Below are 14,640 nucleotides of genomic sequence, written 5' to 3' on the forward strand. Positions count from 1 at the left end.
GACCGCGCGGCGCACTCGGCATAAGCCGCCGTCATGCTGTCATTGGCCCTCATGCCTTCAGGCTGGATCACCATGCGCAGGGTCGACGGCTGACAGGCGCTGCGATGCGAGCCGCGCGCTCGCGCTCGCGCTCGCGCCCGACGGCAACCCCATCCTCGCCGGAAGCCTCTCCGCTCTGTTCCGACGCTCCTTGCGACGCGGCGTCTTTTTAAGCCGCATCCGTCGGTGACGTTCTTGGCAAAGCCACAGCATGCGGATTGCGATGCGGATAGATCAACCCGGCGGAGCGGTGAAGTAGCAGGATCGAGCTCTCGTGGACGTCATTATGTGTACAGCATGCGGCCTGCGCAGGTTTATGGTGCAAGCTGCCGATCGAACCCAAACGTTTCGAGCCGCGTCTGGCAGGTTCCGCCACTGCCGCAAGGATCTCGCCGGATAGATTCATTCTGATTATCTCCTCCTAAGAGGATGTTGACATCGATCTCTTGCTTGGCAAGTATACATTCACAAAACTGGAATGAAGCACAAGTGGCCGAAGCCAGAGGGGACAACGTCCACCTTTGGTAGAGCGTGATCGATGAAAAACACTTTCACGCGATCATGATCGGGCGCGGAAAGTGGCGGATCTGCGAAGATTTCCGTCAGGAAAAGTAAGCGCGTTCTCGCGCTGAGGAACGCCCCTTGGATGAGCGGGGCTGCACGCGTGGCCAGCGTGCTCCCTAAATACAGAAACAGTGTGCTGCAGCGTCAACGAATCTTGGGAGAAGATCAATGCCGGTTATCACAGGGGATTCGGGTAATAACGAGCTGGTCGGCACTGAAGCGGACGACGTCATCTCCGGGCTGGATGGCGATGACGATCTGTCCGGGCTTGGTGGGTCGGATACGCTCGATGGCGGCGATGGCTACGACTCGATTCGCTATGTCGGGAACAGTCAGGGAGTCGTCGTCACGTTCACGGGCCAAGGCTCGGGCACCGTCGAGGAGAATGCGATCGACACCGACAGCTTCACCGGTATCGAGTCGGTGGTCGGGTCCCAATATGGCGACGTCTTCACCAACAGCAGCAGCGGCTATGCCCGGTTCCGCGGTCTTGACGGCATCGACACCTACAATGGCAGCGAAACCGGCTTTGATTTCCTCGACTTCCTCCGCGATGCGAATTTCGGCGGAACGGGCGGCGTCACGGTTGATCTTCGCAGCGGCACCGCGATCGACGGCTTCGGCAACCTGGAGAGTCTCTCCTATATCGACGGCGCTCGCGGCACCGAGCAGGACGATTTCTTCATCGGCGACGACGGGGACAATCAGTTCCGCGGCGAGGGCGGCAATGACGACATGCGAGCGACGGGCGGTTCGGATTCCTTCGACGGCGGAGCCGGTTCCGATTCGATCCAGTACAACGATGCCACTCAGGCCATCGTCGCCCATTTCACGGGCGATCTCTCGGGCTACGTCTTGGAGGGAAGTGAATTCACCGATACTTTCGTAGATGTCGAGGCGGTGTTCGGAACGGCGTTCGGCGACACGTTCGTCAACGAATCCAGCAGCTTTGCCCGGTTTCGCGGGTTTGATGGCGTCGATTCCTATACGGGGAGTGCGTCCGGCTTCGACATGATCGACTTCTACCGCGACGCGCGCTACGGTGGAACCAGCGGCGTAACGGTTGATCTGGCTGCCGGAACGGGTACGGACGGCTTCGGCAACGTCGAAAGCTTCTCCAATATCGACGGCGTGCGGGGCACGGACTTCAACGACGTCCTGACCGGAAGTGCGGGCGCTAATACGCTCGACGGGGCCGGCGGGGCCGACCTGATGCGGGGTCTTGCCGGTGACGATGTCCTGGTGGGGAGCGGGGCGGACGGAGACACCGCGGACTACAGCCTTGATGTCCTCTACGGCGCTACTCACGGCATCAGGGTCAATCAGCTTGGCAACGGGAATCAAGGCGGTCTTCCGCCAGATACCGTCATCGATTCCTTCGGTTACACCGACACGATTGTCGACGTCCGTAACATCATCGCGACCGAATTCGACGATGAAGTCTACGGCGGCACGCATGGGAACACTCTCGTGCTGGGGGATGGCGATGACTATGCCTTCGGCAATGCGGGCAACGACACGCTTTACGGCGGTGCCGGCAGCGATCGCATGGACGGCGGGGCGGACACGGATACGGTTGTTTTGGGCGGCCTGAACGGCGGAGGGCATGATCTGCTTCAGTTCGGCGGGGTGGTCTATGCGCTGGACCTGCGCGACCATTCCTTCGACACGATCACCAATGTGGAGCAGTTCCAGGGGGTGGGGCAGACGATCGGCCTGGGCGCGGTGGAAGGGTTCGATCCGCTGGTCTATGCGGCGTCCTACAACGATTTGGCCCAGGTGTTCCGGTTCGACTACAACAGCGCGCTGTCGCACTATGTCGGCACCGGCTACTTCGAGGGCCGCGAGGCGACGTTCAACGCGGCGCAGTATCTGGCCAACTATCAGGATCTGCAGGCGGCGTTCGGCACGAACTACGAGGCGGCGCGCAACCACTTCCTGGCGAGCGGGGTCGACGAGCATCGTCTGGCCGAGGACCCGCTGGACTACATTGCCAGCTATGGCGACCTGATTCAGGCGTTCGGCGGCCAAAGTCAGTCGGATCTGGTCGCAGCGGGTCTCAACCACTACCGGGCGGCCGGCTTCGACGAGGGGCGGCGGGGCGGCATCGACTTCGATGTCGGTCAGTACCTGGAGAACTACGGCGATCTGCAATCGGCGTTCGGCGGCGACGGCGACGCGGCGACGGCACACTACATCAATGCCGGCTATGGCGAGCACCGTCTGGCCGAGGACCCGCTGGATTACATCGCCAGCTATGGCGACCTGATCGAGGCGTTCGGCAGCGGCAACGAGGCGCAGATCATTCAGGCGGGTCTCGTCCACTACCAGTCCGGTGGCTGGTCGGAGGGCCGCGAGGCCGACTTCGACGTCGATTCCTATCTGGCCAACTACGACGACCTGCGGGCGGCGTTCGCGGACGGGGCGGGCGGCTACGACGAGGAGGCGGCGCTGCTGCACTTCATCCACGCCGGCTACGCGGAAGGTCGCACCGACGATCTGATGGCCGCGTAAGTCTATTATCAGGGCGCGCCAAGTGTTTGGCTTCAACATGTCATGGCGGGGCATTCGAGAGAAGAGCCCCGCCTTGCTCTCTCTGATCCGCTGTATTGCGCCGTAGCGCCTGTTGGGCGTTGCAGCCTTTGGCTGGTTAGCATGGAAGCATCATCGGAGTATCAGCGCTGATCAGAACTCGTACGCCCAAACATGCGCGCTTATGGAGATGATCTTACTCGGCTGATCGGCGAGCTTGTTCCAGGCCTCGCGGCAGCGGACGAGGATGTCGTCGCAGTCGAGGAAGACGCGGTTCTTCGGCGAGTTATAGCGTGTGAACTGCCAGACGGCTTCGATCGGGTTCGAATCGGGGGCGCCGGCAGGAACATCAGGGTGATGTCGTCCGGCACCTTGAGCTTCGGCGTGATGTGCCAACGGCCCGATCGGGAATGAACTCAGCCTGCCCGCCGGGATCGATGGGCAGACCGATCTCCGTCATGCGCTCGTTGATGGATGCGGTATCGCAACGAGGCAGAACAGGGCCGGCGCCCTTGCTCTTCGTCGGGTAGATGGCGCTGAAGATGTAGGCTCGCGGAGTGTGTTGGTCGCGCGGGGGCAAGGGATGTGTGCGGCGCCTGACCCGATGCCGAACGACCTTCCGGCCAATGCGCGCCCCATCTGCCCGCTGGAGCTCGGCTTGCGTGCGTTGTGAAGGTTGGCCGTGATAGTCGCCAACTTGCCGACATGGCGAGGCGGCCGGGCCGACAGGAGCGAAGCCCTTGGCCTTCAGCTCGCGCCCGACCCGCGTCTCGTCAAAGGAGATGCGGAACCCCCCGAGGATCAGCGGCCAGATCCTTGCGCGGCCAGCGCACGACGCCGTGGATCGCCGGCATCGGGGGCTGGCGTTGAATATCACCACCTATCTTGGATGGTCTGCAGGATCACATCGCCGAGTTGGGCGTCGTTGCTGCGCGAGCCGCCATCGCAGATGTCAGTCACGTCATAAAACAGACCTGGGCGGCATCCTTTGTCGTCGTTGCCAGCCTGCGCAGTCCCGGGCCGTCAAGATCGTCTCAAAAGGGCCATTTCATGAAACCGTGCGCAAAATGTCTTTCTCGAACGGTCCGTGGGCGAGCCTTTGTTGCAGAAGAACCTACCAGGGTCGGGATCTCGGGGCTCCTGCTTTCGTGAGAGGTCCGGTTAGACATCGGCGGAATGGTTTAGGCGGCCACTTCTGGGGTCAACGCGTCGCCCACCGTCATTTGAGTTCGCTGTCCTGAGCATGGCAGAAGCGCGATTGATGTTCGCGCAGGATACGAGTACACGCAGCTCTCATGCGGGCACGAAGCGAACAATCTGGCGGCAAGGCGGGCCCCGCTTTCACCTTTCGGTCTCGGGTTGTCCGGGACTGATTGCAATCCACCCCGTGTCGACGGTTGCAGGCAAAGGTGCGTCGTGAGTACGTTCGAGGTGGCGGATAGACAATGTTTGGTTTTCTGACGACGGCGTGGTGCAACAGGACTCTTCTGCTGCGGCTTTCCCGCCGTGAGGTCGAGGCGCGCTACAAGGGGTCGTTCCTGGGAATCGCTTGGGCCGCGTTGATGCCTCTCATCATGATCGGCATTTACTCCTTTGTATTCGGCAACATCATGCGTACGCGCTGGTTGACGGCGGAGACGGGGGCTGAAAATTCGGTATACAGTTTTGCAATGCTCATGTTTTGCGGCTTCATTCTCTTCGGGGTCTTTTCCGAGGCGCTCGCGCGGGCGCCAGGGCTGATGCTCGAGAACACCTCCTACGTGAAGAAGGTCGTCTTTCCGCTCGATATCCTGCCGTGGGTGGTGGTCGTCAGCTCGCTGATCAATGCGGGTATCGCCTTTCTGGTATTCCTGGCCCTGTTCGTCGTGTTCTATGGCCTGCCGCCGCTGACGATCGTCCTGCTCCCGCTGGTGGTGATTCCTGTGACGCTGATCACGCTGGGTCTGACCTACTTCCTTGCCTCCTTCGGCGTATTTCTTCGGGACCTGCGCCAGTTCGTGCCGATGATCACGACCGCTCTGCTCTTTCTGTCGCCTGTGTTCTATCCGCTCGATGCCGTACCGGCCCAGTTCAAGTTTCTGATTTCGATGAATCCGATCACCATCGGCGTCAGCGAAGCACGCGACGTGATCTTCTGGGGGCGTGTGCCATCGCCGGTGGAATGGGGCATCTACACCGCAGCCGGCATTGTCGTCGCGGCCTTGGGCTATGCTTGGTTCGCCCGGACGAGGAAGGCCTTTGCCGATGTCATCTGAGGTTGTCGTCAGCGCTCGCGATCTCGGCAAGGCGTACATGATCTATGCCCGTCCCGAGGACCGTCTGAAGCAGATGTTCTGGCGTCGGCGCCGCAAGTTCTACGAGGAGTATTGGGCGTTTCAGAACGTCGACCTGGAGATTCGGCGCGGCGAGACGGTCGGCATCGTCGGCCGCAACGGTTCGGGCAAGTCGACGCTTCTCCAGGTCATTGCCGGAACGTTGCGGCCCTCTGCGGGCGAGGTCGTCGTCAATGGTCGGATCGCACCGCTGCTGGAGCTGGGGGCGGGCTTCAATCCGGAATTCACCGGTCGCGAGAACGTCAAGCTGGCTGCCTCGGTGCTCGGCCTGTCGGCGGCGCAGCTGCGCGAGCGCTTCGACGACATCGTCGGTTTTGCCGGGCTTGGCGATTTCATCGATCAGCCGGTGAAGAGCTACTCCTCGGGCATGTATGCCCGGCTTGCCTTCGCGGTCTCGGCGCATGTGGATGCCGACGTGCTGATCGTCGACGAGACCCTGTCGGTGGGCGATGCCGCCTTCACGCAGAAATGCATGCGCTACATCCGCAAGTTCAAGGAGACCGGCACGCTGCTGTTCGTTTCGCACGACACGGCTGCGGTGAACGCGCTGTGCGATCGGGCGATATGGCTCGACCGTGGACAGGTACGCGGCGACGGCCCGGCCAAGGACATCAGCTTTGCCTATCAGGCGTCCTTGCAAGAGGAGGGAGACGGCGCCGGCTTTTCCATTTCGGGCCGCCGTCGGCAAATGCCGGACGCGAAGACCGACCGGGACTTCCGCCACGACCTGATCGCCGCGTCGGACAAGCGCAACGTGATCGAGGTGTTCGAATTCGATGCGGAGGCGCCAGCCTTCGGTCAAGGCGGCGGGCGCATTGTCAATGTCCGCTTTGTCGACGAAAAGAACGACGACATTTCGGTCATCGAAGGCGGCGAGGAACTGACGCTGGAAATCACCTGCCGCGCGAACCGCCCTATTTCCGGGCCAATCATCGGATTCTACATCAGAGACCGGCTTGGGCAGGACCTGTTCGGAGACAACACGTACCTCACATATGCCTCCGAAATGGTGCAGGTCGCGGAAGGCGAAACGTTCTATGCGCGTTTTGGCTTTCGGATGCCCTATTTACCCACCGGCGACTATTCGGTGGTGGTCGCATTGGCGGAGGGAACCCAGCATGACCATATTCATCACCATTGGCTGGATGAGGCCATGCTCTTTCGATGCGAAGGAAGCCATGTTGCTCGCGGTCTGATCGGTATCCCGATGCATGAGGTTAGAATCGATCGCCAGTAGAGCCGTGAGGGCCGTGCGCGCGCTATGGGAGGCGGTAGTGGGGGGAGCCTATCGTCTTGAGGCCGGAGCTCCCGATAATCGAAATAATGGATACCTGATGACAACTAATCCTGCTGAGGGTGCTGACGTTGCCGAAGGAAAGGAAGGAAGAGGCGGACGAGCGAAGGAGGATCGCGTCCTCTCTTATGCCCTTCCGGTGACGCTGATGCGTCCGGAACGCTTGGTGGAGCCGCCGCCGTGGGTGGGGCACATTCCCTTCGCGTTCTGGATCATCGATGCGCTGCGGCCTCGCCGCTTTGTCGAACTGGGCACCCACAGCGGCAATTCCTTCGCGGCTTTTGTCCAGGCCGCAGACGCCTTGGGCCTGGATGGGGAGTATAACGCCATCGACCACTGGCGTGGTGATGAACAGGCCGGCTTCTATGGGGATCAGATCTACGAGAGCCTGAAGCAGTACTTCCAGGCGCGATTTCCACGACTGGCAAAGCTGATGCGCAGCAGCTTCGACGACGCTGCTGGGACGTTCGAGGAGCGGACCATCGATCTTCTGCATATCGACGGCCTGCACACATATGAAGCCGTCAAGCATGATTTTGAGAATTGGCTCCCCAAGATGAGCGAAAGGGGCGTTGTTCTTTTGCATGATAGTGCTGTCCGGCGGGGAGACTTCGGCGTCTACAAGCTGGTGGACGAGCTGCGTCAGAAATACGATGTGTTCGAATTTCAGCACTCGCACGGGCTAGCCGTGATCAGGGTCGGTGAGCGCGTTCCACCGCTGGTGGACGCTCTTTTGCATGCACGCCCTGACGTCAACAGCAACTCACCGCAGGCCTATTTTGGTCGACTCGGCAACGCTCTTGTTCAGGAGGCTCATTCGGCGATCATGGTTGAGCATCTGGTGGCCAAGGAGGAGGTCGAGGAATCGCTGGCCCGCGTCATTAATGAAGAACGTCTGCTGCGTGAGCGGCGCGATAGCTTGAGAAGCCGGACGGACTATCTCTTGCACATTTTCGTGGATCAGCTCGGCTACGATCCGGCGGTACAGAAAGCCGAGGCGGCCGTATACGAGATCGCCGCCAGTCCCTATTTCGATGAGGACTTCTACCGCAGTGTGAGCGGACAAAGCGAGATGGACCGGCTTTCGCTTGCCCGCCACTATATCACCAGGGGAGAAAAAGCGGGGCTTCATCCATCGTCGGAGTTTGACCCGACCTTCTATGCCTCGCGCAATCCGGATTTGGCGGGCACCACGCTCAATCTTCTGTTGCACTACATCCAGTTTGGCCTCCGGGAAGGCCGCCAGGCAGTCCCCGCCCTTGCGGTGGACGGCACGGCGCATGGGGCGGATGCCTTGACGCCCGGAAGCAACGACGAGAGCGCCCCTTTCTGCTGAAGGTGGCTGGCTGGGCGGAGAAACGACCGCAGCGTGAGTGTGGGGACGATGCTTTCGAACCCCGCCGGTTGTCCCCGGCCGAGGAAATGGTGGCATGCTTTCCTGAGCAGCGACAGGAGGCCCGCCATGGACAAGACAGCCAATCTCGCAATGCCCTTCATTCTGCCCGCCCAGGCGCAGAAGCACGTCACGCACAACGAGGCGCTGGAGATCCTCGATGCGCTCGTCCAATGCGCGGTGGTGGATCGCAGCCGCTCCGCGCCGCCGGAGGCCCCGGTCGAGGGCGAGCGCTATCTCGTGGCCCCTGGCGCGACCGGCGCCTGGACGGGGCAGGAGGGGGCGATCGCCGCCTTCCAGGCCGGCGACTGGGCCTTCCTGCGGCCGTCAGCCGGCTTTCTCGTCTATGTCGAGGCAGAAGCGCTCGTGCTGCTTTACGATGGCAGCGGCTGGCGCGCCCCGGTTCGCGCCACCGATCGGCTCGGCGTCAATGCCACGGCGGACGACACCAACCGCCTGACGGTCGCCGCCGCGGCGACACTGCTCACCCACGCGGGCGCCGATCACCGGCTGGCGGTCAACAAGGCGGCTCCCGCCGACACGGCGAGCGCCGTCTTCCAGGATGCCTATTCCGGCCGCGCCGAGATTGGGCTTTGCGGCAGCGACAGCCTGGCCTTCAAGGTCAGCGCGGACGGCGCGGCATGGACGGAAGCTCTGACGATCGACAACGCGACCGGCAATGTGGGGATCAACGCCGCGCCCGACTGCCGGCTGCGTGTCGAGGGCGGCACGGTACGCTTCGGCTGGCACCTGCTTGCTGCCACCTCCAGTCCGGGCGGCGCGGCCATGGAGGTGATGTACTACGGCAGCGGCGACCGCGACGCCTATTTCGACTTTCATGCCTGCGACGAGTATGCGGACTATTCGGCGCGCTTCATCCGCGAGCAAAGCGCGAACGGCCGCTTCACGGTCGACAATCGCGGCGGCGGCGGCATATCGCTGATCAATCGCGAAGCCGCGCCGATCAGTCTCTACACCGACGGTCAGAAGCGCCTGACGGTGACAGCCTCCGGCGCCGTCGGCATCGGCACCGAGACGCCGGCCACGGCGCTCGACGTGCGCGGCCTGATGCGCATGGGCAGTGTGGCCGTGTCCGCCTTGCCGGGGGCCGGCGCGGCGGGCGCCGGTGCGTTCGCCTTCGTGCCGGACCTCGCTGGCGGCCCTGGTCCGGTCTATTCCGACGGCAGCGTCTGGCGGAAGATGACAGACGGGAGCATAGCCTCTTAGCTCTTGTCTGCGGGGCGTGGTCGGCGCAATACGGGCTAAACGTGGGGGGCATTCTCCGCCGCGTACTTGACGCATTTTATACGCTGCGTGCATCGCCGCGCTAGTGAGTTCAGTGAGGGCGCAATGGTAGAAAGAGACCGAAACCTACAATTTCTCCCCCGAGCATTCATTGTTTTTGTAGTAATATACTTTGCAATGCTTACGCGGCCGTTGCTGACTATCGATGCTGAGACTGCCATCATCGAAGAGAATCCGTCCTTGTGGTTGCCCCAGGGCCGCTGGTTTGCGTATCTGATACAGAGATTCCTATTTCCCGATCCAGTTATACAATACTGGACGCTTGCCTTTTTCGGCCTCTGCGCAGCCACTGCGTTTTGGCTTCTGATCAAGGCTTGCGAATTGGGTGAGGGAAGATCGAGCTTGATTGGATTCGGTATATTTATCGGATTCCCGATCTGGTCATTGCTGTTGGAATTCCCTGCGAATACACCGTCATCAGGTATAGCGTTAGTATTAATTGGTGCGGCGACTTATTCAATGTCGCGAAAAGACTGGGGTATGGGTGTCGATGGCCCAAATGTTCTGAGAACAATATCAGAGATAGTTCTGGTGACGCTTGCGATTGGCGCCTATCAGGCATTCTCTTTTATTTTTGTGACAGCGGTGCTTTGCTTGGCTTTCTTTCGAGAGCGATGGGTTCGCATCCTGGTGGACGGGGCGGGAGTTACCGTTGCGGCGTTGGTTGTGTATTTTTTGATAAATAGAATTTCTCTGCATATAAGTGGCATGAATGAAGACTACATTAGTGGATTTTTAAATACAGATATAATTATAAGTCATCCAATTGTTGCTATCACGGAGACTATGCGGGTTGTAATATCTGTCTACAGTGGTGCGCCGTTCATTTATGGTGTCGGGGTCTGGGGTGCGGCTGCTATTGTAGTCGTGGCGATGATCTCGGTGGTAGTGTCTCGCGAATTCCGGCGCATTATGATACTAATCGCGACGCTTTTGAGCCCCTTCCCAATGGTCCTTCTTAATGGAGGCCTTTTGCCGCTTAGGATATTAATCGGCGTGCCAGTCGCAATTTGGCTCTGCGCAACCATACTGCTCAACCATCGTAGCCGTTATGTCAGATGGTTCGGAACGGTAGTATCTGTAATTTTGATTCTCGAAAGCGTTTCGGCCGTAAGCCAATATGAGACGGAGCGTCATTTTATCGCTAAGCACGATCAGGAAATGGCGGGAATGATCTACGAACGGATTTCCGAGTTAACAGACCTAAGAAATATTCAAAAGGTTGATTTTTTTGGCCGTCTGGAGGTGCCCCGCTATTATGATGTCGCTCTAACATCGAGTGCGGACGGTAGCTTCTTTTCGTGGGATGGTGGAAATCCGTATAGGATAGTGCGATACATGAAGGTTCTTGGGTATACGAACATTAAATATTTGACAGATAGCAAACGGGCTGAGCTTAAGCCACTCTACGCGGCTATGCCGTCTTGGCCGGCACAGGGCAGCGTCAAACTTCATGATGGCGTTGTTATGATTAAGCTCGGCGACGTTCCCGGCTATTACGGAGCTTTCTGACGCTTCAAGAATTGATCAGCGAGGAGAAGGTCCGAAACTCGGGATCGGGAAGAACAGGAAGGTGACGGCGCGTTGAACGGGGTTTTGGCTCTGCAAAGTCGTTATCTCCTGAGCACCGTCCGTGCGAGGATGAAGTTCAGCGCGGTGGTGAGGCACAGCGTGATGAGATAGGGGACCACCCGAGCCTGCATCGCGCGCGTCAGCCCGTCGACGACGACGATGCCGACGAGGAAAACTGCGATCGTCACGGCGCCGACGGCGAGGCGATCGCGCAGCTGGCGCCGTCCGCCGACGAAGACCTTGTTCGGGTAGACCACGGCGACGAAGACGATGCCGACCGCCCAGGCCAGCGCATAGGACAAGGCCGGGGACAGCACGGTCAGCGCGGCGAAATAGATGGCGGTGGTGATGGCGGTGTTGATGCCGCCGGCGATCAGGAAGCGGACGGCGTCCGGGCCGATCCGCCTAAGCCGAGGCAGCATCCACGGCCTGCAGAAACGAGGAATAGTCGCGGATGTAGTCGCCCGCGTCGTAGGGCAGCGAGGCGAAGACGAGCAGCGCCGTATCGGCGCGGAACTTGTACTGGATGCCCCACACCATTGGCGGAATGTGCAAGCCGAGGCCGGGTTGGTCGAGGACCACCTCCTCGCGCACCCGGCCGTTGTCGACGACCACCGAAAGCTGGCCGTGCGCGGCGATGAGGAACTGGTGGCAGGCGTGGTGCGCGTGCTCGCCGCGCACCTTGGCGGTCGGCACGTCGTAGACGATGAAGGATCGCTGCGGAACGAAGGGCAGATTCTGTGCGAATTCCAGCGGCGCCAGTTCGCCCCTGAGATCGGCGAAATGGGGCAGGCGCCACAGGGCGCAGCCGGTGGCAAGCTCCGTGACGGTCTCGTCCGCCTTCAGTCCGCTTGCGCTGTGGCGCGCCGCGGCAGGGGGCGTCTCGGTCTGATAGCCGACGATCTCGGCCGGATTGCCGACGACGATGGCGTTCGGCGGCACGTCCTTGGTGACGACCGCGCCCGCCCCGACCATGGCGTTCCGGCCGATGGTCAGGCCCGGCAGAATGGTCGCGTTGGCGCCGATCGATGCGCCGTCCTCGCAGGTCGTGACGGAGAATTTCTCCGGGTACTTCTTCGAGCGCGGAAACCGGTCGTTGGTGAACGTCGCGTTCGGGCCGACGAAGACGTTGTCGCCGAGGCGCACGCCGTCCCAGAGCTGAACGCCGCACTTCACCGTGACGTTGTCGCCGACGACGACGTCGTTCTCGATGAAAACGCCGTCGCAGATGTTGCAGTTCGCGCCGAGCTTGGCGCCGGGCAGCACGTGGGCGAACGCCCAGATCCGGCTGCCGTCTCCGACGTCCTGCGTCTCGCAGATGCCGCGGTCGTGGACGAAGAATGAGGTCATGAGGCCGGCCGTTCAACGATGTGGCTGATGATGCGCAGTGGGCGCCGCTTGGTGTTCTCCAGCGCGCGCCACAGATAGCACCCGAGAATCCCCTGCACCAGGAAGCCGAGCGAGGCAAAGAGCGCCATGAGGACGACGAGTGTCGTGTAGCCGGGTTCGCGGACATAGCCCAGCGCCCAGCTCACCACCGTGACGACGCCGACGAGGATGCTGAAGATCGTGCCCAGCGCGCCGAGCCAGAGCACGACCAGGATGGGCAGGTCGGAAAACGAGAAGATGCTGTCCATCATGTAGCGGAAGCGCCGCGACAGGTTCCAGGCGCTGGTGCCGTGCTCTCGCGCGCGCCGCGCATAGCTGACGAAGCGCCGCCGGTAGCCAACCCAGAAGAGCTGGGCGACGAGCGAGCTGTTGCGCTCCTCGATCGACAGGATGCTGTCGACGACCTTGCGGTTGCAGCCGAAGATGTCGACGCCGCCCTTGGGGATCGCCGGGATAACGAAGCGGCGGTAGAACCCCCAGAAGACGTTCGACAGGAATTTGCGCACCGGCGGATCGGAGCGCGCCATGCGCTCGCCGAAGACGACGTCGGCCTCGTCAGCGCCAAGGATCGTGAAGAACTGCAGCACCAGCTCCGGCGGCTCCTGCAGGTCGGCCGCCATGGCCGCCACATACTCCCCGGAGGCTTTTTCCATGCCGGTGCGGATGGCGGCGAAGGCGCCGAAATTGCGGCTGTGGAAGACAACCTTGCAGGGAAACCGGCACTCCGCCTCGAGCAGCAGACGACCCGATTCGTCGGGGCTGCCGTCGACGACGAACACCACCTCGAGATCCTGATCGAGATCCCGCCACAGTGTCTCGAGCGCCGCGATGAGAGTGGGAATGTTTTCGGCGTTCCGGTAGATTGGAACGACGAGAGATCGCGTCGTCATGCGGCGGGAAACTCCGCAAGGGCCGCGCCGATGTGATCCACCTCCTCGGCGCTCATGGCGATGAAGCAGGGCAGCGACAGCAGCTCGCCGACGCTGCGGCGCGAGACGGGAAGGCCATTCGGCGCCAGGCGGGAGGGCAGGGCCTGCCAGCCCTCCTGATCGCAGTCGAGAATCGGATAATGAACGTCGGTGGCGATCCCGTGCTCTGCAAGGAAGGCCCGCAGCGCGTCGCGCCGGGAGCTCCGCACCACCGCCAGATGGACCACCGAACCCGGCGCGCGCACGAGCGGGTGAACGTGGCTCGGGCACGCCGCGGCGAAGCGCGCCATCACTTCGGCGCGTTCGGCATTGAGTGCTTGAAGATTCGGCAGCAGCACGTCGAGCGTCGCCGCCTGAACCTCGTCCATGCGGGAATTCCGGCCGCCGGCGCTCGAAATGCGGTACTTCGCCGACCAGCCGTACTGCCGCAAGGCGCGCGCGGTATCGGCCAGCGCCTCGGACGAGGTCAGCACGGCACCGGCATCGCCGGCGGCGCCGAGATTTTTGGTCGGATAGAAGCTGAAGGCGGCGATGTCGCCGAGCGAGCCGACAGGGCGGCCCTTGCTCGTTGCACCATGCGCCTGCGCGCAGTCCTCGATGATCGCGACGTCCGACCGACCGAGGCTCTCGAGCCGCTCGCGCAGCGCCGCGACATCCACCACGCCGCCGTACAGATGCGTAGCGACGATCGCCAGCGTCTCATCCGAGAGGCAGGAGAGGGCGCTGTCGATGTCGAGGAGTTGGCTCGCCTCCTCGATGTCGGCATAGACAGGCACCAGACCGGCGGCGCGAAGGGCCGTCGTGGTGTACCCGCCGGCATTGGCGACGGTGATCACCTCGCGCCGGCCTGGCCGCGCCGAGGCGGCTGCCTTTAGCGCGATCTCCAGCGCGTCCGTGCCGTTGGCGACGGGAATGCAGTGGGCGACGCCGATGGCTGCGGCGAAGTTTCGGGCAAAGGACTCTGCCCGCTCGCCGTTGAGCCACCAGCCGCTGCGCAGGGTGGCGACGACCGCGGATTCGATCGCTGCCCCGTATCGCTCGTAAAGGCGACCGACATCGTTGAACGGCACGCGCCGACTAGTCTTCATAATAGGGAAGCTCGCTATCACTGAATGGCGACCGTAATAGTTTGATGCCCGCGGATGATCAAGCGTCCCCGGCGCAGGCCAGAGGTGTCGAACGCAGCAAGATCTTTTTGATCCGGCTTCGGTTCATGGTCCGGGATTTCCCCGATATGGCTTGCGATTGGAGGCCATTCATGTCACGGCTGCGGCGCGACAGGTAGTGGCG

At 61.7% G+C, this 14,640-nt stretch carries 11 protein-coding genes; 6 read left to right on the plus strand and 5 right to left on the minus strand.

Annotated features, from left to right (window positions below; translation table 11 throughout):
• The first annotated feature begins 771 nt into the window (after positions 1 to 771).
• Complete coding sequence (locus B5D38_RS05605; protein ID WP_078707387.1) at positions 772 to 3,117, plus strand: hypothetical protein; 2,346 nt, start codon at positions 772 to 774, stop codon at positions 3,115 to 3,117.
• Positions 3,118 to 3,288: 171 nt separating this feature from the next.
• Here the strand turns inward: B5D38_RS05605 and B5D38_RS05610 are convergent, their stop codons facing one another.
• Positions 3,289 to 3,531, minus strand: a complete 243-nt coding sequence (locus B5D38_RS05610; protein WP_078707388.1) for a hypothetical protein — start codon at positions 3,529 to 3,531, stop codon at positions 3,289 to 3,291.
• 1,049 nt (positions 3,532 to 4,580) lie between these two features.
• Between B5D38_RS05610 and B5D38_RS05615 the strand changes: the two genes are divergently transcribed.
• The 5 genes from B5D38_RS05615 (at position 4,581) to B5D38_RS05635 (ending at position 10,972) form a co-directional block, all read left to right on the plus strand.
• Positions 4,581 to 5,390, plus strand: coding sequence for an ABC transporter permease (locus B5D38_RS05615; RefSeq protein ID WP_078707389.1), 810 nt, complete (start codon positions 4,581 to 4,583; stop codon positions 5,388 to 5,390).
• Complete coding sequence (locus B5D38_RS05620; protein ID WP_078707390.1) at positions 5,380 to 6,705, plus strand: ABC transporter ATP-binding protein; 1,326 nt, start codon at positions 5,380 to 5,382, stop codon at positions 6,703 to 6,705. Before B5D38_RS05615 ends, B5D38_RS05620 begins: the two co-directional genes overlap by 11 nt.
• Positions 6,706 to 6,802: 97 nt before the next feature.
• A complete protein-coding gene (locus B5D38_RS05625; RefSeq protein WP_165690796.1) occupies positions 6,803 to 8,098 on the plus strand; it encodes a class I SAM-dependent methyltransferase in 1,296 nt (431 codons plus the stop codon).
• A 126-nt stretch (positions 8,099 to 8,224) separates the two neighbouring features.
• A complete protein-coding gene (locus B5D38_RS05630; RefSeq protein ID WP_165690797.1) occupies positions 8,225 to 9,382 on the plus strand; it encodes a DUF2793 domain-containing protein in 1,158 nt (385 codons plus the stop codon).
• Between the two features lie 123 nt (positions 9,383 to 9,505).
• Positions 9,506 to 10,972: a glucosyltransferase domain-containing protein gene (locus B5D38_RS05635; protein ID WP_078707393.1), complete on the plus strand. Its 1,467-nt coding sequence runs from the start codon at positions 9,506 to 9,508 to the stop codon at positions 10,970 to 10,972.
• A 101-nt stretch (positions 10,973 to 11,073) separates the two neighbouring features.
• On the opposite strand, the gene B5D38_RS05640 is transcribed toward B5D38_RS05635, so the two are convergent.
• From B5D38_RS05640 to B5D38_RS05655, 4 genes are read right to left on the minus strand one after another with little or no spacing between them, the layout of a single operon-like run.
• Positions 11,074 to 11,454 carry a GtrA family protein gene (locus B5D38_RS05640; protein ID WP_078707394.1) on the minus strand — a complete coding sequence of 127 codons (381 nt, stop codon included), beginning with the start codon at positions 11,452 to 11,454 and terminating at the stop codon, positions 11,074 to 11,076.
• The gene (locus B5D38_RS22710) at positions 11,438 to 12,382 is read right to left on the minus strand and encodes a WxcM-like domain-containing protein (RefSeq protein ID WP_078707395.1); all 945 of its coding nucleotides are present in this window, start codon (positions 12,380 to 12,382) and stop codon (positions 11,438 to 11,440) included. The genes B5D38_RS05640 and B5D38_RS22710 overlap by 17 nt, the downstream gene beginning before the upstream one ends.
• Complete coding sequence (locus B5D38_RS05650; RefSeq protein WP_078707396.1) at positions 12,379 to 13,311, minus strand: glycosyltransferase family 2 protein; 933 nt, start codon at positions 13,309 to 13,311, stop codon at positions 12,379 to 12,381. The genes B5D38_RS22710 and B5D38_RS05650 overlap by 4 nt, the downstream gene beginning before the upstream one ends.
• The gene (locus tag B5D38_RS05655; protein WP_078707397.1) at positions 13,308 to 14,438 is read right to left on the minus strand and encodes a DegT/DnrJ/EryC1/StrS family aminotransferase; all 1,131 of its coding nucleotides are present in this window, start codon (positions 14,436 to 14,438) and stop codon (positions 13,308 to 13,310) included. The genes B5D38_RS05650 and B5D38_RS05655 overlap by 4 nt, the downstream gene beginning before the upstream one ends.
• Between the last annotated feature and the right edge of the window lie 202 nt (positions 14,439 to 14,640).

Source organism: Consotaella salsifontis (assembly GCF_900167365.1).
In the GTDB taxonomy this organism is placed as follows: domain Bacteria; phylum Pseudomonadota; class Alphaproteobacteria; order Rhizobiales; family Rhizobiaceae; genus Consotaella; species Consotaella salsifontis.